We start from the raw sequence: 20946 nt of genomic DNA, 5'->3' as shown, positions 1-20946 counted from the left end.
TGTGAAGAACCAGCCGGGACGCGGTAAGCACAAGATTTTTTTAGGCTTCGCGCCGGGCGTCGGTAAGACGTACGCCATGCTCGACGAGGCCCATCGACGCCAACGAAGGGGGCAAGAAACCGTTATCGGGGTGATCGACACCCAAGATAGAGCTCCGGTCGGCGACCTCCTTCACGATTTCGAGCAGGTCCCTCCGGGAAGCGAGGAGCTAAATGTCGACGCCATTCTCGCCCGAAAGCCGGATCTGGTGATCGTCGACGAGCTCGAGCACAAGAATGCCCCGACCTCTCGAAACGAACGGCGCTGGCAGGATGTGGAAGAGCTCCTCGCGGCGGGCATCAACGTTCTTTCGACCCTCAATGTATCAAGCCTGGAAAGTCTGAACGACCACGTCGCCGATATCACGGGCGTAAAAGTGGAAGATACGGTTCCCGATCGGATCCTTGGAGAGGCGTATGAAGTCGAGCTGGTCGACCTCACCCCGCGCGCGCTTATTAACCGGCTAGAGCGGGGAGATATTTACCCCGGCCGCACGGTGACCGGGCAGGAATCGGCGTTCTTCCGAGAAGGGAATCTCGCTGCCCTTCGCGAGATGGCGATGCGGGAGGCGGCCAGCCACGTCGACGAAGACCTCGTGGCGTACCGTAAGGAAAAACGGATCGAAAAGCCGTGGGCCGCCCAGGATCGCGTTATGATCTGCCTCAGCCCGACGCGCAGCTCGCTACGCCTCATCCGCCGCGGTTGGCGAATGGGCCAGCGCATGCACGGCGACGTCATCGCCGTGCACGTTGAAGACGGTCCGATCGGGGAGAAGGAGCGAAAGATCCTCGCCGACGACTTTAAGCTTGCCGAAAAGCTGGGGATCGAAACCGTCTCCCTTAAGGGCGAGCTGGCGCCGACGCTTATCGACTTTGCCAAGGAGCGGAATGTGACTCAGCTCATCATCGGCCACCCAGAGCGGTCCCGCATCCAAGAGATCATGAAGGCTTCCGTTTTAAGCGAGCTCGTCCGTTCGCTCAAGACCGTCGACATCCTCGTGGTGGCGTCCGAAAATGCGCCGGTCGGGCATTGAGCCAAACGATCCAAAACCCGGGCGGAATCATCCTCGAGGAGTTTCAACTCGAGGGATACGGCGGGTTTCCGAACGCGCTCTATCTCATCGGTGTCGGTGAGGACAAATACGCCGCGAACAACGCCACCCTGCCGGACGGCCAGAACGTGAACGGTCTCGCCACCTTCCCCGACCCCGACGAAGCCACCACCTATATGGGGCTGTTGGCGGGCCTGAACGGAAAGATCGTCGCGAAATCGTTCGAGGAAGCCCGCGAGATCGCCAAGAGCAAGCCAGTCATTTCATGCCTGTTCCTATTCGTCTCGGGCAAGATCGTCGAAGTTCACTACGTCAGATAGGGACAATTAACGTTGCATGAGCTCCTGAGTTCCGGAGCCCCCTCTCCTTCCTTCGGATATATGTGCCGAACGAGGGAGAGGGGTTGGGAGTGAGGGAGTCCGAAAGAGCCGGTCTGGAGACCAGCGGTCCGCCGGATCGGCCTACCGAGAGGTGACGCCGGGAATATAGCCGTTGTGGCCGGCGTAAGAGCACGAGATGCCAAGGCCCCCGGTGGGAATCGTTTGAGTGGCTCCCGTGTCGTCCAGTTCGGTTCCGCTTAGCGCGAGCGTGTAAGTTCCCCCGTCGGGGCAGGATGGGATGGAGCCCATGTCGGGGGTGAGGGTGGAAAGTGTCACACCCGTGAAGTCGGCGGCGCGATTCTTAACTTTCCAAGCCTGGGCGGCGCTACAGACGTCGCGCATGTTGGCTCGGCAAGTCTTCTTACTCGCATCCTGAACGGCGTTTAAGTAGAGCGGAAGCGCGACCGCCATCAGCGTGGCGATGATGAGGATCACGACCAGAAGCTCGACGAGCGTAAATGCACGTCGGTGATACCTATTCTTTGTTCTAACGCGCATCGTTCTCAGTCCTCAAAATAAGGGAGCCAATATATAAGCTGGTCCGACATAAGAAGGTTAGGCCCGTAGGCCATCGCGAATCACTGGAAACGATGTGGCAAGATCCACAACGCCCACCCCTGAAGAAAACGGGCCAACTTACCGATTGGCCCGCTTTCTTGCGGGTGATTACTCGCTCGCTTCCTCGGCTTCGTCGCCGTTTTTTACAATGTCTCCGGGCTTAAAGAGAATCCCTTGCAGGGTTTTCTTCCACTGCGGCTTCTTTCGGAGGAGGAATTCGAGATCCATCCCAAAGTGCTTCATCTCCTCATGCTGAGCGTTCTCCATGATCGCCCGCGCCTCCTTATCCGGTTCGAGCGAAATCCGCTGCTCATACCACCCGATTGCCTCCGCCTCTTCCGTCAGCGAGGTAATCATCCGGGCAAACGTACGAACCTCTGCCGTCAGCTCCCCCGCCGGCTCATGATACTGCTCAAATCCCATACGCCTAGAATAGACTAAGTGGACCTCCCCACCTCCGGAGGACGGGTAGCCGCTGGTGGGCTCGTGGCTGCGCCAGCTAAAGCGAAAGGTGCACCGGGTCATCGGCGGGGACGCCGACGCTACGTCCGAAGGACGTGTAGCCGCAGGTTGGCTCGTACCTGCGCGAGGGCGTATCGTGTTTTGACCCAGTTGCAGTTCCAGGGGACGCAGGTGCGAGCCAACCTGCGGCTACAACGCTTCGCGTTATCTTCCCCCTCCACGCCCTCCGCGAACAACGGGCATACGAGACGCAAGTCTACATAACCTGATATAATAGCGCTCAACGCGATGCCAACCACCACCGATACGCTGGGTGAGCTGCTTCAACAGCACTTCGGATTTGCCGAATTCCGGCCAGGCCAACATGAGGCCATGCGCGCGCTGCTCGACGAAGGCGCGGCCCTAGCCGTCTTTCCCACCGGCGGCGGGAAATCGCTCTGCTACCAGCTTCCCGCCCTCGCCGTCGACGGCATCACCCTGGTGGTTTCGCCCCTCATCGCGCTCATGAAAGATCAGATCGACTTTCTCCAGCGCCGCGGGATCCCTGCGGCACGGCTCGATTCCAGCCTCTCTTCCGACGAGGTGCGTGCGATCAACGACCGGCTCCGCGCGGGGGAACTGCGGCTCCTCTACGTCGCACCGGAGCGGTTCAACAACGAGCGTTTTCTCGGGGATCTCAAACGGCTCAAAATCGCCATTTTCGCCGTCGACGAGGCGCACTGCATCTCGGAGTGGGGGCATAACTTCCGGCCGGATTACCTAAAGCTCGCCCAAATGGCTCGCGACATCGGAGCCGAGCGAGTCCTCGCCCTCACCGCCACCGCGACCCCCAAGGTTGTTCAGGACATTTGCGACGGCTTCGGCATCAAGCCGAGTGGCGTCGTGCTCACCGGTTTCTACCGTCCCAACCTGACCCTGCTTACCACCCCCTGTACTCCGGCCGAACGGACCCCCCTCCTCGTTCAGCGGCTGCGGGAACGGGCGCCGGGCTCCACTATCGTCTACGTCACGCTGCAACGCACGGCGGAGGCGGTCGCAAATTTCCTCAAGCAGCACGGGTTCGCGGCCGAGGCATATCACGCCGGGATGAACGCCGAGGACCGCACGAAGGTGCAGGATTGGTGGATGGCAGATCCGGCCCGGATCGTCGTCGCGACGATCGCCTTTGGGATGGGGATCGATAAATCCGACGTGCGATACGTCTATCACGCGAACCTGCCGAAGAGCCTGGAGAGCTACAGTCAGGAGATCGGGCGCGCCGGGCGCGACGGAGTTCCATCCATTGTGGAAATGCTCGCCGCCGCCGCGGACCTGCCCGCCCTCGAAAACTTCGTTTACGGCGATACGCCGAGCGAGCAATCGGTGCGGTCGCTCGTTCACGACCTGCTTACTCAGCCCGAAGAATTCGCCCTTTCGACATATGAGTTTTCGAACCGGCACGACATCCGCCAGCTGGTTCTACGAACCGCGCTCACGTACCTGGAGCTACTCGGGGCGTTACGGCGAGGGACTCCGTTCTACGCCGGCTACGAGTTTCGTCCTCTCACCCGGATCGACGACATCGGCGACGCCTTTCCCGGCGAGCACGGGCGTTTCGCGACTTCCCTCTTTGGAGCCGCCAAGCGGGGACGGATTTGGTACGGACTCGACCCCGAGAAAGCGGCGGAATCACTCGGCGTTGAGCGAAGGCGAGTTGTGAAAGCGCTCGAGGTGATGTCGGAGCGTGGACTTATCGAACTCCGCGCCAGTGACGTTCGCGACCGGTACACCCGATTGACCGATCTCGCCGACGAAGATCGCCTCGTCGCCGAGTTGGTTGGAAGATTCGAACACCGGGAACGCCAAGAGATCGAACGCCTGGCGATGGTTCCCGCTCTGGTCGAACACGAGGGGTGCCAAGTCCAATCGCTGGTGGGCTACTTCGGCGAAGTGCTGCCAAAACCGTGCGGGCACTGCACGTATTGCCTGACCGGAAAAGCCCAAGCAATTCCGGCTCTCCCTCCGGCCGCGACGATAACGTCGCTGGTTACTCCACGCGACCTCGCGGAGCTCACCGCAAACAATCCGGGCGAGCTGGCGACTCCCCGCCAACTCGCCCGTTTCCTTTGCGGCCTTACCAGCCCGGTCTTCACCAAATCGAAGCTAAGCCGCCACCCGCTCTTCGGGGTGCTGGATGAGCACCCGTTCCTGGATGTCGTCGCCGCCGTAACCTAGAGTTTCACCCACTCTCGCGAGTCGCTGGAGCGCTCGACGGCGTCCAAAACCCGCTGGTTTTCATATCCGTCGACGAAGTCGGGCTCGATCCGCTTGCCCGCTTCCATATTGGTGAAAGCGTCGGCGAGCAGGTTGATGAAAGTGTGCTCGTAACCGATGATGTGACCGGCCGGCCAATAGTGGCCCGCGTAAGGGTGAACCCCCTCGGTCGCCTGAATGACCCGGAAGCCGCGGACATCGGCGGGGTCTTCCTCGCTGTAATACTCCAGCTCGTTCATCCGCTCCAGGTTGAAGACGATGGAGCCCTTGCTCCCATTGACCTCCCACCGGTGATGATTCTTTCGCCCGACGGCAAAGCGGGTGGCCTCGAACGTGCCGAGCGCTCCGCTCTTAAACTTGGCCAAGAACATCGCGGCGTCGTCGACGGTGACTTCGCCCATCTCGTTGGTCGCCTCGGCGCCCAGCTTATCGTTGATCGCTCCCGCCTTGGGGCGTTGCTTGACGAACGTGTGGAGCAGTCCGCAGACCTCGTCTAGCTCGCCGAGCAGATATCGCGCCATGTCGATGATGTGGGCGTTGATGTCGCCATGGGTTCCGGAGCCGGCGATCTCCTTTTGGAGGCGCCAAACAAGCGGAAAATTAGGATCCGCGATCCAGTCTTGCAGGTACACGGCGCGGAAGTGATAGATCGTGCCGAGCCGGCCGCTCTCGATGAGCTGCTTGGCAAGTCCAACCGCGGGCGCCTTGCGGTAGTTGTGAAAGACCGCGTGGGGCACCCCGGCGGCTTGCACCGCTTTCAGCATCGCCTCCGCTTCGGACAGGGTATTGCCGATCGGCTTCTCACAGAAGACCGCCTTTCCGGCCTGGGCGGCCGCGATGGCGATCTCAGCGTGCAAGTTTCCGGGAGTCGAGACGTCGATGACGTCGATCTCCGGATTCGCGACCACCTTCCGCCAGTCGGTCTCCACGTTCGCCCAACCGTACTGCGCGGCGGCGGCGGTTACGGCGGCCTCGTTCCGGCCGCACAAGGTGTGCATATTGACTTCCACCGGAAGGTCGAAGAAGTGATTGACTTGGCGGTAGGCATTGGAATGTGCCTTCCCCATGAACTGGTAACCGATTAGACCAACGTTGACGCGCTTCTTACCCACGCGCCGATTTTGCTCCGCTCCCGCCCGGAGTGTCAATGCAGATTTACCGAAGGTGCGAACTAACGGCCCCGCTATCGCGTTTCCCAGACAAATGGACGACGCGAAGCGACTTGGTCTTGCGATAAGGGTCTTTGCGGGAGCGGTGTCGCTGGGGATAGCCGGGGATTTGCTCTTGCGGAACTCCGCTTTCGGCGTCGGGTTCTCCATCTTCGCCCTTCTCGTCGCGGCGGTATCGGCGTTGTTGTATCGCTCACGGGTGTTGGAGATTTCACGAGGAGTTCGCTTTCTGACGATCCCGACCCTCGGCTTCTGCACGCTCTTCTTTTGGCGCGACGCCCCCGAGCTTAAGTTGCTCAACGGAGTCTCGGTCGTTCTTCTCGTCGGCCTGATCGCTCATCGAGCCCGCAACGGCAGCGTTCGCACCGGATCGGTGATGGACTATCCTTTCCGCTTGATCGAGTCTTGGGCCGGCTTCGTCGCCGGAGCGGTTCAGGTCGGCAAACTTGAAGGGCGCTGGGGAGAACTTACGAAGGGGCGGAGTAGCAAGACGATCGCCGCGATCCTCCGTGGACTCCTACTGGCGGTACCGCTGTTGATCATTTTCGGCGGCCTGTTCATTAGCGCGGATGCCGGTTTTGAAAAGATGGTCACCCATCTCTTTCAGTTCAGTCCCGAAGAGGCCGGCGTCAACTTTTTTGTCACCGTAACTTGCGCCTGGCTGGCCGGCGGATTCCTGTACCAGCTTTTTCTGGGAGTGGATCGGCCTCCATCGATCACTGGAGATCCGAAGCCGGCCCCGTTTGGCATCGTAGAGATCGGCACGGCGCTCGCCCTTTTGAACCTGCTGTTCGCCGCTTTCATCGCGACGCAATTCCGCCACCTGTTTGGTGGCAGCGAAGTCATCCGGAACACGGCGAATCTTGGCTTCGGCACCTACGCTCGACGTGGTTTCTTCGAGCTCTCGGCAGTTGCCCTCCTGGTACTCCCAGTCCTGCTTGGCTCCCATGCGATGATGCGACGGGAGGGGCCGAAGTCGGAACGAACCTACAACGTATTGGCCTCCGTGCTGGTGGCGTTAGTCTTCCTGGTCATCCATTCGGCTTTCTTGAGGATGCGGATATATGTGGAAGCGTACGGAGTAAGTCAGTTGCGGATCTACGTGGTAGCGTCCATCGCTTGGATCGGAGCCGTCTTCGTGTGGTTCGCGACCACGGTTCTTCGCGGTCGCACCGACCGATTCGCGTTTGGCGCGCTCGCATTGTTACTCGCTACGGTCTTTGGGTTGAACGTCGTCAATCCGGATGGCCTCGTGGCGCGAATCAACACCTCGAGGCCGAACGGGGCCGTCGACGTGTCCTATCTCGGGTCGCTCAGTAACGACGCGGTTCCGGAGCTCATTAAGGCGAAGTCAAAATTGCCGCCCGATGCTCAAGCGAAGCTGATGGAATTCCTAGGGCTGCAGGAAACCGAAAACAGCGGACGCGACCCTCGTTCCTTTACTTTGAGCTCGATGTTCGCCAATGCGGCGCTCACCGCGAATCACATCCCGAAGGTCGCCCCGAAACCCGCCGAGGACGAACACTACTAAACCCGTCAACCAGCCCCTGCGATCGTTGCGCCCATTTTGGAAAGGACTTTGTCGTACGTTTTGTACAACGCCCTCACCCGTGTACAAAACGTACAAAGAACGAGGAGGCGCCGCCCGCCCCGGTTGAAGCGGACCAGGGTCCGGCGCTACTCCGAATTCCCGTCTTTCAACCCAGCCAACCGCATCCCGAAGTGAATCCACCCCTCGACGATTCCTTGCCGGGACGACTGGTCGTTTTCCGAAGTATCGAACGGTCCATGGTGTGCCGCGAGCCGCCCACCGTTCTCGAAAAGCGGCTGAAACCAGATATCGACCTGCTTACGCAACGAGTTCGATGGTTCATGGTCCCACGCCCAGGTGAACCCGAGATGCACCCCCGGCTCCAACGCCGTGTACTCCCCCCGCAGATGCCAATCGTTCTCCGGCCAAGACATCCGGTATTGCCCGCCCACCTTGAGGTCGATTTCCGCTTCCTTCGGCCACCACTGAGTCAGCAGGTCGACCTGCGTGAAGTAGTCGTAGAGCTCCTGCGGCGAAAACTGCTCGAAGTCGCCGCTAACGATCGCGATCTCAGGTGCGGAAGGGATCTGCTTCATGGTCTCGTTTGATCTTGCCCTATCGATGCAGTCCCGCGCACCGGAGTTCGCGGTATTCACGTCTGTAGAATCGTGCCTCACCATGTCCGCGAACTAACGGAGCGGCGCGAGCTTGAGACGCTCTCCCCTTTCGCCGCCAAAGCCGCTGAGAGCCGAGGGCGACTCGTAGACGAGCCGCACGACCCGGTCCGCACCGTCTACCAACGCGACCGCGACCGCATCCTCCACTCCAAGCCGTTCCGCCGGCTCAAACACAAAACCCAGGTGTTCATCGACCCTATGGGCGACCATTACCGGACGCGGATGACCCACACGTTGGAAGTCTCGCAAGTCGCCCGCACCATCGGCCGGGCGCTCCGGCTGAACGAAGACCTGATCGAAGCCATCGCCCTCGGCCACGATATCGGCCACACCCCGTTCGGACATGCCGGCGAGCACGCTTTGGACGAAGCGGTGCGAGAGTTCGCCTCCGCCCCGTGTCGAGGCGGCGACGATTGTCCCCGCGGTTTCCGCCACGATGTCCAATCGCTCCGAATCGTCGACCACCTCGCCAAGCTGAACCTGACCTACGAAACTCGCGGCGGCATCGGCGGACATAGCAAAGGGCGAGGAGATTTGAGTGCGAAAGACGGCACGCCGACCTCCACCCTCGAAGCCTCCGTCGTACGAATCAGCGACCGGATCGCTTACCTCAGCCATGACATCGAAGACGCGCAACGCTCCGGAATCATCGACGACATCCCGGCCGTTTTCGACCGGCTCGGAAGCAACTCTAGCCAGCGGATCGGCACTATGGTTCAAGACGTCATCGTCCACTCCCTCGATCAACCAAACATCTCGATGTCGCCCGAATTGCTGCGTTGCATGAACGAGCTCAAGGAGTGGATGTTCGAAAACGTCTACCTCCTCTATCCCACCATGTACCCCGACATTCCGAAGGCGCAAAACATGGTCAAAGAGCTGTTCCGGCACTTCGTCCTTCCCGACAATTTGCCCGAGGGTTACGAGGGGGTTCAAGGGGCGATCGACTACATCGCCGGTATGACCGACCGGTTCGCCATCGAAACCTATTCCCGCCTAAAACTCCCCAGCGCCTGGCGCTTGCCCTAGTCTGCCGAACGACCTAAATGCCAGCCGGTTCTTGGGCATATTTGTACAATTGTTCGTGCCCACGGCGCGAACCTTCGCTTTGGTAGATGTTGTAGATTATCTTGGTTGCAGGCGCAACGGCCGCTGATTTCGAACTGTGAGCACCCCCCTCGTCTCGATCGTCGTTCCCAGCTACAACCACGCGCAGTTCCTGCGGGCGGGGCTGGCAGCGGCGCGAGCGCAATCGATGCCGGACTGGGAAATGATCCTGATCGACGATGGCAGCTCGGACGATAGCGTCGAGATAGCGCGCGACGTTGCGAGTGAGGACGATCGGATCCAGGTCTTTGTCAACGAGCGTAATCTCGGCACTTACGGAACTCAAGAGCGGGCTCGGTCGATCGCCCGCGGGCGATATATCGCCGTCCTGAATTCCGACGACCTGTGGGAGCCGACCAAACTCCAAGCGCAAGTCGAGCTGTTAGAGGAACACGACGAGGCCTGCTTCGCCTACACCCTCGGCTGGAAAATCGACGAAAACGGTGTGGTGGACCGTTCGGATGACGTTCACTTCGACTGGCCGACCACGCCGATCCAAGAGCTCCTTCCTTACCTGCTCTACGAAAACCGGGTGCTAGCGTCGAGCGTTTTGTTCCGCGCCGACGACCTTCGGTTCGAGCCGAGCATGCGCTACTCCGGCGACTGGGTCGCCCTCCTCGGCTCGGCCCGGCGAGGACCCGCCGCTTGCGTTCCCGAAAGGCTCACCTATTGGCGCATCCATTCCAGCAACACCTTCGTCCGATCCCCCAATCAGGTGCACGAAGAGATCCGCGTCCGCCGGGCGATCCACGAGGACTGGTCCACTTGGTTCGTAGGTCGAATCCCAAAGGAAAAAATCCTTCGCGGACTTGGAATGAACGTGTTGAACCTTGCCGCCCTGGAGATTCTGCGAGGCGAACGAACCGCCGCCGTCGGCGCCGCGATATCCGCGGCGAGAATCCTTCCCGACAAACGCATGGCCGTCCGCCGCCTCGGCGCCTGCCTTCTTCCAAAAGCACGGGAGCGCCTTTGGCCCCGCGACGAAACGAAGTTCGAGGGTCGAACCCCTTCCCTGCTCCCGCTGCGTATCCCTTAGCGGATGGCCTGTGACGCCTCCAACCGGTTTAGCAAAATCGCAAACGACGTCAATTCTCCCGACCGGACGCTAAGTATCGTCGTCTATAGGTCCGGAAGCCTCAAACCGGACGATGGAGGAAAGTGATGACGACCGAAATGACTGTGGATCTGATCGAACGATCAACCGTGCGGCTCGGCACGATCAGGCGGGTCGGCCCCTACGGAAGCGAAATTTCTCATCTATTCGAGAGACTCGGCCAAATCGCCGGCCCCGCCGGACTATTTGCAGCCCCCGGGGTAGAAACGATGGCGCTTTACCACGACGACCCGCGTACCACCGCGACCAACGAGCTCCGCTCCGATGCCGCCGTCACGGTGCCGGCCGGAGTTCCGATGCCGGATGGCCTCACCGAATTCACCTTGCCCGGCGGCCGCTACGCCCGCTACGTGCATATCGGACCGTACGATGGGCTCGGCGACGCGTGGAAGCGCTTCACATCGGATTGGATGCCGAAAAGCGGGCACATCGCACGAACAAATGTTCCGGTGGTCGAGAACTACATGAACATGCCCGGCAGCGTGCCGGACGACCAGCTTCGCACGGAGTTGTACATCCCGATCGAATAATCGCAACGGAGGTCAAGTCTCGACTCAGGTTCAATCCGTAAAGTTAGGAGCGATCTATGAGAGTCGAGACGCGGGCAACCTACGAGCAGTGCGTACGCGAGGCGGTCTGTCACCTCGCGACGCATCTCGACGAGCCGATGGACCTGCGTGTCCTCGCCGATCGGGCGTTTCTCTCCCCATTTCACTTCCACCGGATCTTCCGGGGAATGGTGGGAGAGGCGCCCGGCGAATTCTTGCGGCGTCTCCGCATGGAGCGGGCGGCTTGGCATCTTCGCGTCACGAAAACGCCGATTTGCGAAATCGCGCTCGACGCCGGATTCGAGACGCCCGAGGCGTTCACACGCGCTTTCCGCCTCGCTTATTCGAAGTCTCCTTCGCAGTTCCGCAGCCTCGCGACGCTAAGGATCGAGCTGGCCGCCGCCAACCGTATGCACTTCGATCCTGACGGCAGCCTCCCCAAGTTCACCCCGCGCGACTCCGGTGGAAGGGATATGGCAGTCGATATCTTGGAAGTACCCCAAATGCGACTCGGGACGATTCGTCATGTCGGGCCCTATAACCAGATTGGAGGGGCGTTTGAGCGGCTCGCCGCAATCGCCGGCCCGGCGGGTCTGTTCTCAAAGCCGGGGGCGGCTTGCCTCGCCCTGTACTACGAGGATCCGGAAACCACCCCGGCCACCGAGCTCCAGTCCGACGCCGCCATCGTCCTTCCCGGCGACACTCCAACACTGCCGGGCCTGATAGAGACGGTGCTGCACGGAGGCCGCTTCGCGCGTTTTTCACACATCGGCCCGTACGAGCACATCGGCGACGCTTGGGCGAAGTTCATGGGCGAGTGGCTTCCCAATAGCGAGCGCAGGATGCGCTGGGATGGGACCACCTTCGAGATCTACATCAACAACCCAAGTTCCACCCCAAAGGAGAAGCTCCAGACCGACCTCTACGTTCCCGTGGAATAGAAGCAAGGTGTAGGATGGCGTCGATGCTACGCGAGGATTGGAATGCGTTGTTCGAATCGCTTGAGAAGACGCGCGATATCGTCTCCGGTTGGGAGGCGATGCCGCCCGACGAGAAAGCGACTCGGTGCGAGCACTCCCGGCACCGAACTCTAGCCCACCTTCGCGCTTGCCAGGAGCAATGGATGGTCGTGGTCGACGAGTTCTTATCCCGGAACAACCCGAACGTCACCATCCTCCATCCCTGGCGGAAATTCGATCAAGGTGGTTATGGCGAAATCCCGTGGGAGGAGCACTTGACCCGTTTCCTCGCCGACCGCGATCGATGGCTCGCGTGGAAGGACTCGGTCGACTGGAACCGGGGCGGCAAGATGAACCGCAAACCCGACACCGTCGGCGGCCTCACCCAGCGTTTGGCCAACCACGAGGCGTATCACATCAACCTCTTCGGTTAGCCTCACGCGACGTCGCGCGGTTCTTGCGCGTTTGTTATTCGTTCAAGTTGACGCGGAAAGGCCCACGTAATACTGCGGGTATGTTGTTTCCATACTGCTTTAGCCGTCGCCCGAAAACGTCTATCCCGGGCACGTTGCTCCGTCGGTCCGTAACTGCCGACGGTCTTGCGGAGACTTCCGTACCCGAGACGAGCGGATGCGATAGACGCTTCCGAGTGGCTTCGGTCGAACTCTCCAGACGCTCTCGGGGAGGACTAGAAGGCGAGCGGGGCACAAAGGATCGCAATCTTCAATAGGATTCAGGCGAGCCCTCTAGAACTTACAATCCTCCGCCATCATCTCAACTGTTATTTCTCAACATTTTGTACTTCGTTGCGGTGACTACCGCCGGTCGGTGGTCAGACATTTACGTTTTCTTTTCACTTTATGTCTGCTGGTTCTGAGCGTTCTGAGCGCAGTCGCGGATCCCGCGCCGTCTGCGATCACGATCAAGCCCACCTCCATCCCAGGGCTTAGCTCGGCCGCCGGCATGGTGACTCTCACCGCGAGCGCCCCCGCCGAAGGGATCTTGGTTACCCTCGCCTCCGATTCCGACTTCGTAGCGGTTCCCGCTACCGTCGCGATCCCCGCGGGAGCGAAGTACGCCACCTTTACCGCCACCTCCCGCAGCGTCGGACGGCACGATCTACATTGGCCTATGCACCATCGGGAAGGTAGTCGCGATCAATCCGAGCGACGGCACCACGTTATGGACCTATATCGTGCGGGAAGCGGAGCACAGGAGCCGATGTCCATCGGCGGTGACGGAGTTATCTACTTCGGCCGCGGCTCCGTCCTCTACACGATCAAGTAATCGCTTGTGCCAGGGCGACTGCCTTCTGCACACACAACCGAAAAGGGCGACCGAATCCGGTCGCCCTCTTTATTACGAAACGCGGGATCGCCCTCGGCCTGGGACCAACTCAGACGGCCGCGAGGGCGCGGTGGTGCTCGTAGTGCTCGCTGGCGGCTTGGGTCATGGTCGTGAAGTGGGCGCCTCGGTTTCGGAAGTAGCGGATCGTCTTCCGGAGGTTCTCGCACGAGTCCATGTAGTCGCGCATTCCCAGCGTGACGACCTCGCAGCCCGAGTTCGCCTCGTAAAGCGACTCCAGGGTGTCCCACCGCTTGTCGAGGTAGCCATACTCGCCGTCGCTGGTGGCAACCGGTAGGTGGAGCAGCCGGTTCTGACCTTCCTTCCTAAGGTCGTCGCGGTCGCTGTGGTAGGGATTGTGGGGGGCTCCGGTCCAATCCACGAACATTCGGTAACTGGAATCGGGAACGACACTGCTGTCGACGAGGATGCCGATCTCCTCCAGGTAGCGGACGTCGCTGGGCGTGAGCGCGAAGGCGCCGGCGCGGAACGAAGTGCACTTGATGAGGTGACTCTTCAAGGTGTCCTTGGCGACCCACATGATGTTTCCCCGCTCTTTGGGGTCTTCGATGTAGCCACGCTCACCTTCGAAGTTCACTTTCATACCGATTTCGTGCCACGACGGAATCTTATGGATGAATTCGTGATAGTAAAGATTGGTGTTCGCACTGGGGTCCTTCATGGACACATGAACCAGCCACGTGCAGGGCACGAACTCTTCTTCTAAGATTTTGATGTACTCGCTGGTGTAACAACGATCGTGCATAGCACCTTCGCAATCGACGGTCAGAACGACATTCGGCATAAGGGTTTCACTCTCCTGGAGTCACGCGCGCGGCAGCGGGGGTCACCGTAAGGGTGTAGGGCCTACCCAGAACGGTGAAGTTTTTGAACTTCACACTTTTCCAGGTTTTAGGAAGGTTCGGCTTAATGCTCAACCAGGCGTCCCGCCGGAGCTGCGTCGTCCACGCCGCGCCGGGCTCCTGCTTCCAGTCTATGCGAAAACCGAGGAATCCGAACAGTACACTTTGCAAACTTCCCCCCGCGCCCGTCGTAAAGTAGGTCGTTGGGCGCAGTCTCTTTTCACTAAAGAGGAGAAAGGGACTGGTGGTGAAAGGAACCCAGCTTTTTTGCCAGGTTTCGTACGCCTTATCTTTCTCTCCCAACCGGCTCCAAATGATCGAATGGACGGAGTCCGTCATCGCCGGCCCGTTCTTGATCACCTTGTCCGAGAGCCGGTCCATCATCGCCTTCGCCTGCGCCTCGGCGGGCGGGTACTGGAGCGGGTAGATGCTGAGGACGGCGGCGGCTTGCTTGTAGCCGCGCAGCTGGTCGTTGTCGTAGGTCAGGAACGTCTTGTCGTCGTGAGGGAGCTTGTACGTCGGCTTCGCGGGCCACTTTCCTCCTGCGGAGCACCATTCGGCGAGAAGGTTGGTGTAGAGATCGTTGTCGCCGGTGTGGTTTTCGTCGGGCGACATCACATCTCGAATCTCCCTTCCATTCCGTCCCTCCTCGTACCGTAATCCGTAAAAGTATCCGGGGAGCCGAGCTGGCTCGTCGGGGTTCATGGGTGAGATCAGCTTCAAGGAGACGGCTTGCTCTAGGGCGAACGCCACACTTCCCGTAATGTGGTCTTCAAACCGCGATGGACCGGGCGCGGTCTCCCGGCCAGAGACGCTCGACTCCCAGGGAAACTTTTGGCCCGCTAACGGTCGCGTTTCATCGACTCCCCCCATGGCGCCATGTGCGGTGGGCCGAGAAGCACGCAACCACTTCGAAAAGTTTGCTTGTGCAGCGGCGGCTTTCGAAAGGCGATAGTTTGATATGGCCTGCGCAGCCGGGGGATCGATCAGCGCCAGCGCCGGAAAGACCCAGATGTCGGCGTCCCAGAACACATGCCCGTTGTACATCTGGTTGCTCAACCCGAAGGGCGAGATCGACATCTCGCCCTTCGGGTAGATCGCCGAGCGGAGATAGAACATGAACGAGCGCACCGCCTGCTGGTCGGCGACCGGCCCGTCGATCTCGATGTCGGTCCTCCAACGCTCCGCCCACTTCTTTGCCGAAGCGTCGGCGACGGCGCCGAAGGAGATCGGTTTCGGCGCCTCGTCCCTTCCGGAAGCCGATCCAAAGGACCACGTCGCCTCCCTAACAAACAATTCCACCTTCTTTGTGTCGTCGCCTGTCGGAAGGGCGCCGGGGGCGCTTTGCCGAACCGACCATCGTACCGCCGAGGGTCCCAACCCGTGGTAGAACCCGAAGGCCTGCATCTTCTCCGCCTTGAGGCCATTGTCGCTGAACGAAAAGCGAAGGTCCGCGTCCCGGCTCGGAACCGCCGTGTATCGGACGGCAACAATCCGTTCGTCTGGATGGATCGCGGTTTCCACCTTAACGTGGACATCCCCCGGCTGTGTGCTGGCGTCCCACTCGGTGACGAGAATCCCCGTCCGCATGTCCAGCCTTTGGGAATAGTGCGACATCCCCTCCGGAGAGTTCAGGGCGTGCGCCCCTTCGGTCACCACCAACCGGACGGGATTCGGCATCCCCCGGATCTTCTCCTCCCCCGTCTTCTCGTACTCGTCGATCATGAAGAACGACGGCTCCTTCCCCACGCCCAGCCCATCGCGCCCGATGCGAAGCCCGATGAGCCCGTTCCAAAGCAGCGCCGGCTCCTCCGCCTTCGGATCGAGGCAGGTCAAGACCCACGGGTCGAGAGGCGCCTGAACCGCCGGGGGTTTACCCGCCGTCGTCTCAGGAGGCTTACTCCCACAGCCCCAAATCAAGACGAGCGAGAGCAATACAAGGCCACAAAAACCGCGCACGACGTAAATATGAACCAACGGGAGCCAATCTCCGATCCCTCCCTACGTCCGAAGGGCGTGTAGACGCAGGTTGGCTCGTACCTGCGCCCGGTGTACGAAGTACACCGGGATCATCGGCGAGGGCGCCGACGCTACGTCCAGAGCGTTGTCGTCGCAGACCAAACCAATCGCCCCGCTGTCGCGGGACGCTACCCGACGACGCGTCGGGAGGGATCAATCGCTACAAAGAACTTAGCGCCCGGCATGCAAAGCGCAGGAGAAGTCAATAGGCAACGCTCGCCTTCGGATCCCTCCCGACGCGCCGTCGGGAGGGTCCGGCCACCGGCCGGGCAATCTCTACGGAATCTTTCGAAGGAGGCGTATCCGCAGGTTGGCTCTTATCTGCGCACGGCGTACCGAAGGTACACCGGATCGTCGGCGAGGGCGCCGATACTACGTAATCGACCAGGGCGTGGTCTGCTTGAGCGCGTCGCGCAAGAGACGCTCGTATCGCCGATGTGGCACCTCGAAGGCGCCGAGCGACGCGAGGTGCGGGTTCATGATTTGGGCGTCGAAGATCGTGAACCCGAGCTCCCGGCATCGGTCGACCATCGCCCAAAGGGCGACCTTCGACGCGTCGGTCTCTCGGTGGAACATTGATTCTGCCGAGAAGCAGGAGCCGAGGGCGATTCCGTACACCCCGCCCACAAGCCGGCCGTCCTGCCAGCACTCGGCGCAGTGCCCCCACCCCTGACGGTGGATCTCCGAGTAAACGCGTACGAAATCTTCGCTAAGCCAATTGTCGTCCGGTCGAAAGCAGCCCCGAATCACCGCCTCGAAGTCGGTGTCGAACCTAACCTCGAACACCCCACGCCGGATCGTGCGCGCCAAGGAGCGGCTGACATGGACCCCTTCGATCGGGAACAGACACCGATCCCGGGGCTGAAACCACTCCACTTCCCCGTCGTCCATCGTCATCGGAAAGCACGCCCGCTCGTAGCCGTACCGAACGAGCCAGGGGGTTAGCTCGTTCCCTCTCATGACGCTTGCGGCTTACGCCAACGCATAACGTGAAAGATCGGCACCCGGTACTCGTCGATCATGCTCGGCACCGCATCGACGTCCGATAGGGTCGGGCGAGGTTCCCGAAACTGCTCCAAGATCAACCCGGCAGAAAGGTACGCCTCCATATACGCCTCGAACGGACGGTGCCAGTTGATGATCGACATGCCGCTCCACTCCAGCAACTGCTCTTTCTCGTCGAAATAATCGACGACCGCCACATGGAGTTTCTCTCCGTTCTCGTCTTGGTACCACGCCCGCGGCCGCGTCGAAGCAAACGAGTTGACGGTGGCCACGAGCAGTCGCCCGCCCGGACGCAGAACCCGCGCCATCTCTCGGATCGCCGCCCGGAAATCTGGGATGTCGATGATCGTAAGGTAGGAAACGACGAGGTCGAACGACGCCTCCTCGAACGGGAGCCGCTCGCCCACCCCCTCTACGTAGCTCCCCTCGGGATCCAGATGCCGTGCCTCGGCCAAGAACTCCGGGGTCGGGTCGAGGCCGACCGTCCTCGCTCCGCGGGCCGCCAGCATCCGGCAAAAGCGTCCCTCGCCGCAGCCGACATCGAGCACGTCGAGCCCCGTCACGTCGCCGGCCAGCTCCAGCATCGGCGGATCCAGCAGCCGCTCCCGGTTCGCCTCTCCCCGACGCATCGCCCGGATCCAGGCGCCCGAGGAAGTCGACCATTTGGAAAGCGCCTCGTGCGGTTCCGTCATTCGGTCATTATGCGGGTAAAAAGGGCTTCTGATGACAGCCGAAGAACTGGTGCAATCGCGAATCGACGAAGCAGGATTTCAGCTCGCCAAGGCCTTCGAAGGCGCCACTGAAGAGCAGCTAAACGATAAGCCGGTCTCCTCCATGATGAGCATTCGAGAGCAGGCGGAACACCTGTGCGAGTGCTACGTGGCCGCGGAGAAGCTGTCGCGCGGCGAATCGCACGACTGGGGTTCCTACGCCGCGCCTTCCGGCTCATGGGAGGATCTCGCCGCCCAGTTTTGGGCCCTTCGCGACAAGGCGGCGAAGGCACTGATCACCGCCGACACCGACACCACTTTGGCCGAAGCTTGCGCTTTCCTCGTGGAGCACGACGCCTATCACGTGGGCCAGATCGCCGCGATCCGAATCGCCCAAAACGCGGGCTGGAACGCCTATTCCATCTACCGCTGACCGCTACCCGTGTCGCCACATCGCATAGGCGATGGCGAGCGAGCCCAGCAGCACGCCGACCACGAACCCAAGGTTACAGTTCCGCTTCTCTCGTGCCTGCCGGGCCGCGGCGAGCGGGTCCTCGGCTCGCTCCAGCGCCAACCGGCGAGCGGTAATCCGTGGGATCGCCACGTACTGCTGGTACCAGATCTGCGCCAAAAGCAGACCATACCAAAGAACCGCCAGAATCGGGGTCGCGCGGCGGCCAGTCGCAAAATCCATAAACGCGACGAGGGCCACGAGCGAAACGCTGCCCCAGAGCGCCAACCGCTGCAATCCGCGCCGCTCCTGCTCGTCACGGGCACGACGCCACAGGCGGTAGTAGCCGAACAGCATCCCAGCGAGACCCAGCACCGATGATAGGAGGATCGATCCGAGGATCGCCACCAGCTTCGTCGTGCCCAGATACGCGAGCGCTCCCTTGCTCGCCACCGCCGCCGCCGGCACGAGCGGAGGCAGGAGGGCGACCACCGTCAAGCTGAACGCGGCTCCTGGCTTGGTCCGCTCCAACGTCGCCGAGAGACCGCGGTCGAGCGCCTCTTTCAACGCGTTTCGAGCTCTCTCCAACCGCTTCTTGACGGCCGCTTCACTCAGATCGAGGAGAGTGGCTACCTGGCGAACCGACTGCTCTTCTCGGTAGAAGAGAATCAATACTTCGCGGGCATCGGTGTTCAGTTCGTCCAACGCCTCCCGGATCGAATCGCGCTCCGCTCTTTCCAGTAGGCACGTCTCCGGGCCTGGCCGATCGTCGGCCAAGACGGTTTCCAACGCGGCATCCAGTGGACGACGGCGCGCCGGATTTTCCTTGCGAAGAAAGGCGTGAGCACGGTTTCGCGCCAGTTGGCGGAGCCAGGGAACGAAACTGGAGGAGTTTCGTAGCGTCGGCAGGCTGTGCCAGGCATGCAGATATACGTCTTGCGCCACGTCTTCGCTCGCCTCTACGTCGCGCACCACGGCCAAGGCGATGGAGCAAACCGTTGTCCGCGTCGCGTCGATCAGGCGCCCGAACGCCTGTCGATCCCCTTGAGCGGCTCGAAGCACATCAGGTTCGAGAGTTAATGTTTCGGCTACAAGCATTTCGGAAGGCGGTCGCTAAGAAGGGTTTTCATCCCACTCCAATTAATACGTCGCCGCGTTTCCTTGATTGGTGACCTTAATTCTAAATAATTCTTAGCCGTCGACGTCCAGAACCGTTCTTGCCGCCTCGGACAGTCGATGGCGCGTTTCCGGCCGCAAGAATTTCTTCTGATCGAGTTGCTGCGGCTGGTGGCGACGGCAGAAATAGGAGTGCATCGCCCGTCGGCGCTTATCGGTTCGATTGAGCGTGCCGCCGTGCCACGTATGGCTGTTGAATATGACCACGGTTCCCGCCGGAGCCACGAGCAGCTTTTCTTCTGGATGCGGACCCGATGGATCGGCCATATCGTCACCCGGCAGCTTCGAACCCCACCGATGGCTTCCGGGGACGAGGCGCGTGGCTCCATTCTCCTCGGTGAAGTCGTCTAGCAGCCAGATGGAATTGCAAACCTGAAAATCGCCGGGAGTCTCCAACCGACCCCAATCCGCATGCAGACCCTGCAGTCCCTCGCCTGGCTTGGCGAACCGGGCATTGAGCGAGGAGAGCTTTAGGTCCCCTTTTAGAACATGGGCGATCCCCGCCAGCACCTTCGGATGAGTGAAGCAGACATCGAACACTTCCCCCTTGTTCACCAGATCGGACAGCCGATCCGTCCCTTTCTCCTGATGAACCTCGAGCCCGGCCGCTTCGCCTTCCTCTGCCAAAAGCTCATCGAGGCGAAGGCGTAGCCCCTCGATTTGCGTGTCGTTCAGCACGTCCCGCAGCACCAGATAACCGTTCTCGTCGAGAAACCGCTTCTCCTCCGCAGAAAGAGAGTCGGAACAAACTCCCAGCCTGGCGAGCGCCGCTTCGATTTGCATAGGTGCATTTTGCACCTCTCATTGCTACAAGTAACGAGAGATGGGCAGAAAGTGAATGTGGAGCATGAGCTGATCCAGGGTCGATCTGGAGAGCAGTTCACATATCTCCGCGATAGCGGGGCCAATGCCTACGGATCGAGGTACGACAATAAGAGCGGGCACGGGAGCCCCTTTTGAGAGTGTCTCCTTCGCGAGCGGAACCATTGTTCTCGCATCTCTGGTAACGAGAACACATTCGTGCACTAAGGCCCACTCGAAGATCTCGACGTCCGAGGCGCCCAACAAACCGACATCCTGAACGCGAAGCACTTCCATCCCTGGTAAGCGTCTAATGATTCCGCTAAGAATGGCAGAATCGATATGCTCGTCGAGAAGGACCCTCACGCCGATCGCTTTTGCTCGAGGCGGGCAATTAGGGTCTCGCGGAAGCCGTTTGCCCGTTGTTCCCTCACCGCGTCCCCTACGAGCTTCTCTTCCTCGTCAGCTTCCCGAAGGAGAATCGGATCGATCACGTGCTGGTCGTGTAGATAGGCCGCAAGCGCCCGATAGATCGTCTCCAGTGAGAGGGACGGAAAGGCAAGATGAATCTCCTCGGGGGAAGCGCCATTTCTGAATCGATCCACGATTAGCCCCAACGGCATGCGCGACCCAGCCACCTTCAAGGTGTCCCGAATCTGTTCGATCGGGTTTGGAATCGGCTTCGGGACAAACTCACCAGAATTCATCAGAACTATTTTACGTTTCTTC

At 60.7% G+C, this 20946-nt stretch carries 23 protein-coding genes; 11 read left to right on the top strand and 12 right to left on the bottom strand.

From position 1 onward, the window contains the following. The first annotated feature begins 1 nt into the window (after position 1). Both OP10G_RS18980 and OP10G_RS18975 read left to right on the top strand, forming a co-directional pair. Positions 2-1072 (top strand): universal stress protein, encoded by a 1071-nt coding sequence (locus OP10G_RS18980; RefSeq protein ID WP_025228853.1) that lies wholly within the window; start codon positions 2-4, stop codon positions 1070-1072. Continuing rightward, positions 1069-1410: a hypothetical protein gene (locus OP10G_RS18975; RefSeq protein WP_025228854.1), complete on the top strand. Its 342-nt coding sequence runs from the start codon at positions 1069-1071 to the stop codon at positions 1408-1410. The genes OP10G_RS18980 and OP10G_RS18975 overlap by 4 nt, the downstream gene beginning before the upstream one ends. A gap of 141 nt (positions 1411-1551) precedes the next feature. On the opposite strand, the gene OP10G_RS25070 is transcribed toward OP10G_RS18975, so the two are convergent. After that, entirely contained in the window at positions 1552-1968 is a 417-nt protein-coding gene (locus OP10G_RS25070; protein WP_025228855.1) for a competence type IV pilus major pilin ComGC, read from the bottom strand. A 168-nt stretch (positions 1969-2136) separates the two neighbouring features. Continuing rightward, positions 2137-2451, bottom strand: a complete 315-nt coding sequence (locus tag OP10G_RS18965) for a ferritin family protein (protein WP_025228856.1) — start codon at positions 2449-2451, stop codon at positions 2137-2139. Between the two features lie 327 nt (positions 2452-2778). Between OP10G_RS18965 and OP10G_RS18960 the strand changes: the two genes are divergently transcribed. Continuing rightward, entirely contained in the window at positions 2779-4704 is a 1926-nt protein-coding gene (locus tag OP10G_RS18960) for a RecQ family ATP-dependent DNA helicase (RefSeq protein ID WP_025228857.1), read from the top strand. Here the strand turns inward: OP10G_RS18960 and OP10G_RS18955 are convergent. Further along, positions 4701-5855: a Gfo/Idh/MocA family protein gene (locus tag OP10G_RS18955; RefSeq protein ID WP_025228858.1), complete on the bottom strand. Its 1155-nt coding sequence runs from the start codon at positions 5853-5855 to the stop codon at positions 4701-4703. The genes OP10G_RS18960 and OP10G_RS18955 overlap by 4 nt on opposite strands. 52 nt (positions 5856-5907) lie before the next feature. Here OP10G_RS18955 and OP10G_RS18950 point away from each other — a divergent pair, with 52 nt between their 5' ends. Beyond that, a complete protein-coding gene (locus OP10G_RS18950) occupies positions 5908-7443 on the top strand; it encodes a DUF4153 domain-containing protein (RefSeq protein ID WP_227624976.1) in 1536 nt (511 codons plus the stop codon). A 146-nt stretch (positions 7444-7589) separates the two neighbouring features. Here the strand turns inward: OP10G_RS18950 and OP10G_RS18945 are convergent, their stop codons facing one another. Next, on the bottom strand, positions 7590-8039 hold the full coding sequence (locus tag OP10G_RS18945; protein ID WP_025228860.1) for an SRPBCC family protein: 450 nt from the start codon (positions 8037-8039) through the stop codon (positions 7590-7592). A gap of 72 nt (positions 8040-8111) precedes the next feature. Between OP10G_RS18945 and OP10G_RS18940 the strand changes: the two genes are divergently transcribed. From OP10G_RS18940 to OP10G_RS18915, 6 genes are all read left to right on the top strand, one after another. Beyond that, on the top strand, positions 8112-9149 hold the full coding sequence (locus tag OP10G_RS18940) for a deoxyguanosinetriphosphate triphosphohydrolase (RefSeq protein WP_025228861.1): 1038 nt from the start codon (positions 8112-8114) through the stop codon (positions 9147-9149). Between the two features lie 136 nt (positions 9150-9285). After that, positions 9286-10263, top strand: coding sequence for a glycosyltransferase family 2 protein (locus tag OP10G_RS25065; protein ID WP_025228862.1), 978 nt, complete (start codon positions 9286-9288; stop codon positions 10261-10263). A 125-nt stretch (positions 10264-10388) separates the two neighbouring features. Continuing rightward, entirely contained in the window at positions 10389-10871 is a 483-nt protein-coding gene (locus OP10G_RS18930; RefSeq protein ID WP_025228863.1) for an AraC family transcriptional regulator, read from the top strand. A 56-nt stretch (positions 10872-10927) separates the two neighbouring features. Further along, on the top strand, positions 10928-11830 hold the full coding sequence (locus OP10G_RS18925) for an AraC family transcriptional regulator (protein ID WP_025228864.1): 903 nt from the start codon (positions 10928-10930) through the stop codon (positions 11828-11830). Positions 11831-11853: 23 nt separating this feature from the next. Further along, positions 11854-12282, top strand: coding sequence for a DinB family protein (locus tag OP10G_RS18920; RefSeq protein ID WP_227624975.1), 429 nt, complete (start codon positions 11854-11856; stop codon positions 12280-12282). A 529-nt stretch (positions 12283-12811) separates the two neighbouring features. Continuing rightward, complete coding sequence (locus tag OP10G_RS18915; RefSeq protein WP_025228866.1) at positions 12812-13135, top strand: hypothetical protein; 324 nt, start codon at positions 12812-12814, stop codon at positions 13133-13135. Positions 13136-13244: 109 nt separating this feature from the next. Here OP10G_RS18915 and OP10G_RS18910 read toward each other — a convergent pair whose 3' ends face one another. The 4 genes from OP10G_RS18910 to OP10G_RS18895 form a co-directional block, all read right to left on the bottom strand. Then, positions 13245-13997 carry a polysaccharide deacetylase family protein gene (locus OP10G_RS18910; protein WP_025228867.1) on the bottom strand — a complete coding sequence of 251 codons (753 nt, stop codon included), beginning with the start codon at positions 13995-13997 and terminating at the stop codon, positions 13245-13247. Between the two features lie 7 nt (positions 13998-14004). Then, positions 14005-16014, bottom strand: a complete 2010-nt coding sequence (locus OP10G_RS18905) for a glycosyl hydrolase family 65 domain-containing protein (protein ID WP_144241249.1) — start codon at positions 16012-16014, stop codon at positions 14005-14007. 432 nt (positions 16015-16446) lie between these two features. Further along, a complete protein-coding gene (gene aat / locus OP10G_RS18900) occupies positions 16447-17034 on the bottom strand; it encodes a leucyl/phenylalanyl-tRNA--protein transferase (RefSeq protein ID WP_025228869.1) in 588 nt (195 codons plus the stop codon). Beyond that, positions 17031-17771: a class I SAM-dependent methyltransferase gene (locus tag OP10G_RS18895; RefSeq protein ID WP_025228870.1), complete on the bottom strand. Its 741-nt coding sequence runs from the start codon at positions 17769-17771 to the stop codon at positions 17031-17033. Before OP10G_RS18895 ends, aat begins: the two co-directional genes overlap by 4 nt. Before the next feature lie 31 nt (positions 17772-17802). On the opposite strand from OP10G_RS18895, the gene OP10G_RS18890 reads away from it, so the two are divergent. Continuing rightward, entirely contained in the window at positions 17803-18222 is a 420-nt protein-coding gene (locus OP10G_RS18890) for a DinB family protein (RefSeq protein ID WP_025228871.1), read from the top strand. A 3-nt stretch (positions 18223-18225) separates the two neighbouring features. Here the strand turns inward: OP10G_RS18890 and OP10G_RS25060 are convergent, their stop codons facing one another. The 4 genes from OP10G_RS25060 to OP10G_RS18870 all read right to left on the bottom strand — a co-directional run bounded on the left by OP10G_RS25060 (position 18226) and on the right by OP10G_RS18870 (position 20924). Then, entirely contained in the window at positions 18226-19302 is a 1077-nt protein-coding gene (locus OP10G_RS25060) for an RNA polymerase sigma factor (RefSeq protein ID WP_052547843.1), read from the bottom strand. 129 nt (positions 19303-19431) lie between these two features. After that, entirely contained in the window at positions 19432-20199 is a 768-nt protein-coding gene (locus tag OP10G_RS18880; RefSeq protein ID WP_025228873.1) for a phytanoyl-CoA dioxygenase family protein, read from the bottom strand. Positions 20200-20223: 24 nt separating this feature from the next. Next, positions 20224-20583: a DUF5615 family PIN-like protein gene (locus OP10G_RS27970; RefSeq protein WP_025228874.1), complete on the bottom strand. Its 360-nt coding sequence runs from the start codon at positions 20581-20583 to the stop codon at positions 20224-20226. After that, a complete protein-coding gene (locus OP10G_RS18870; RefSeq protein ID WP_025228875.1) occupies positions 20580-20924 on the bottom strand; it encodes a DUF433 domain-containing protein in 345 nt (114 codons plus the stop codon). Before OP10G_RS18870 ends, OP10G_RS27970 begins: the two co-directional genes overlap by 4 nt. Positions 20925-20946 lie beyond the last annotated feature (22 nt).

This window comes from Fimbriimonas ginsengisoli Gsoil 348 (assembly GCF_000724625.1).
GTDB lineage: Bacteria > Armatimonadota > Fimbriimonadia > Fimbriimonadales > Fimbriimonadaceae > Fimbriimonas > Fimbriimonas ginsengisoli.
Note: the sequence above shows the minus strand (reverse complement) of the source record. Positions and strands in the feature narration are given on the sequence as shown.

What these genes read in the sequence shown, in the direction of transcription:
- OP10G_RS25070 (WP_025228855.1), bottom strand. Translation starts at nt 1,968, where the DNA reads ATGCGCGTTAGAACAAAGAATAGGTATCACCGACGTGCATTTACGCTC.
- OP10G_RS18965 (WP_025228856.1), bottom strand. Translation starts at nt 2,451, where the DNA reads ATGGGATTTGAGCAGTATCATGAGCCGGCGGGGGAGCTGACGGCAGAG.
- OP10G_RS18960 (WP_025228857.1), top strand. Translation starts at nt 2,779, where the DNA reads ATGCCAACCACCACCGATACGCTGGGTGAGCTGCTTCAACAGCACTTC.
- OP10G_RS18945 (WP_025228860.1), bottom strand. Translation starts at nt 8,039, where the DNA reads ATGAAGCAGATCCCTTCCGCACCTGAGATCGCGATCGTTAGCGGCGAC.
- OP10G_RS18930 (WP_025228863.1), top strand. Translation starts at nt 10,389, where the DNA reads ATGACGACCGAAATGACTGTGGATCTGATCGAACGATCAACCGTGCGG.
- OP10G_RS18925 (WP_025228864.1), top strand. Translation starts at nt 10,928, where the DNA reads ATGAGAGTCGAGACGCGGGCAACCTACGAGCAGTGCGTACGCGAGGCG.
- OP10G_RS18920 (WP_227624975.1), top strand. Translation starts at nt 11,854, where the DNA reads ATGCTACGCGAGGATTGGAATGCGTTGTTCGAATCGCTTGAGAAGACG.
- OP10G_RS18915 (WP_025228866.1), top strand. Translation starts at nt 12,812, where the DNA reads ATGGTGACTCTCACCGCGAGCGCCCCCGCCGAAGGGATCTTGGTTACC.
- OP10G_RS18910 (WP_025228867.1), bottom strand. Translation starts at nt 13,997, where the DNA reads ATGCCGAATGTCGTTCTGACCGTCGATTGCGAAGGTGCTATGCACGAT.
- aat (WP_025228869.1), bottom strand. Translation starts at nt 17,034, where the DNA reads ATGAGAGGGAACGAGCTAACCCCCTGGCTCGTTCGGTACGGCTACGAG.
- OP10G_RS18895 (WP_025228870.1), bottom strand. Translation starts at nt 17,771, where the DNA reads ATGACGGAACCGCACGAGGCGCTTTCCAAATGGTCGACTTCCTCGGGC.
- OP10G_RS18890 (WP_025228871.1), top strand. Translation starts at nt 17,803, where the DNA reads ATGACAGCCGAAGAACTGGTGCAATCGCGAATCGACGAAGCAGGATTT.
- OP10G_RS18880 (WP_025228873.1), bottom strand. Translation starts at nt 20,199, where the DNA reads ATGCAAATCGAAGCGGCGCTCGCCAGGCTGGGAGTTTGTTCCGACTCT.
- OP10G_RS18870 (WP_025228875.1), bottom strand. Translation starts at nt 20,924, where the DNA reads ATGAATTCTGGTGAGTTTGTCCCGAAGCCGATTCCAAACCCGATCGAA.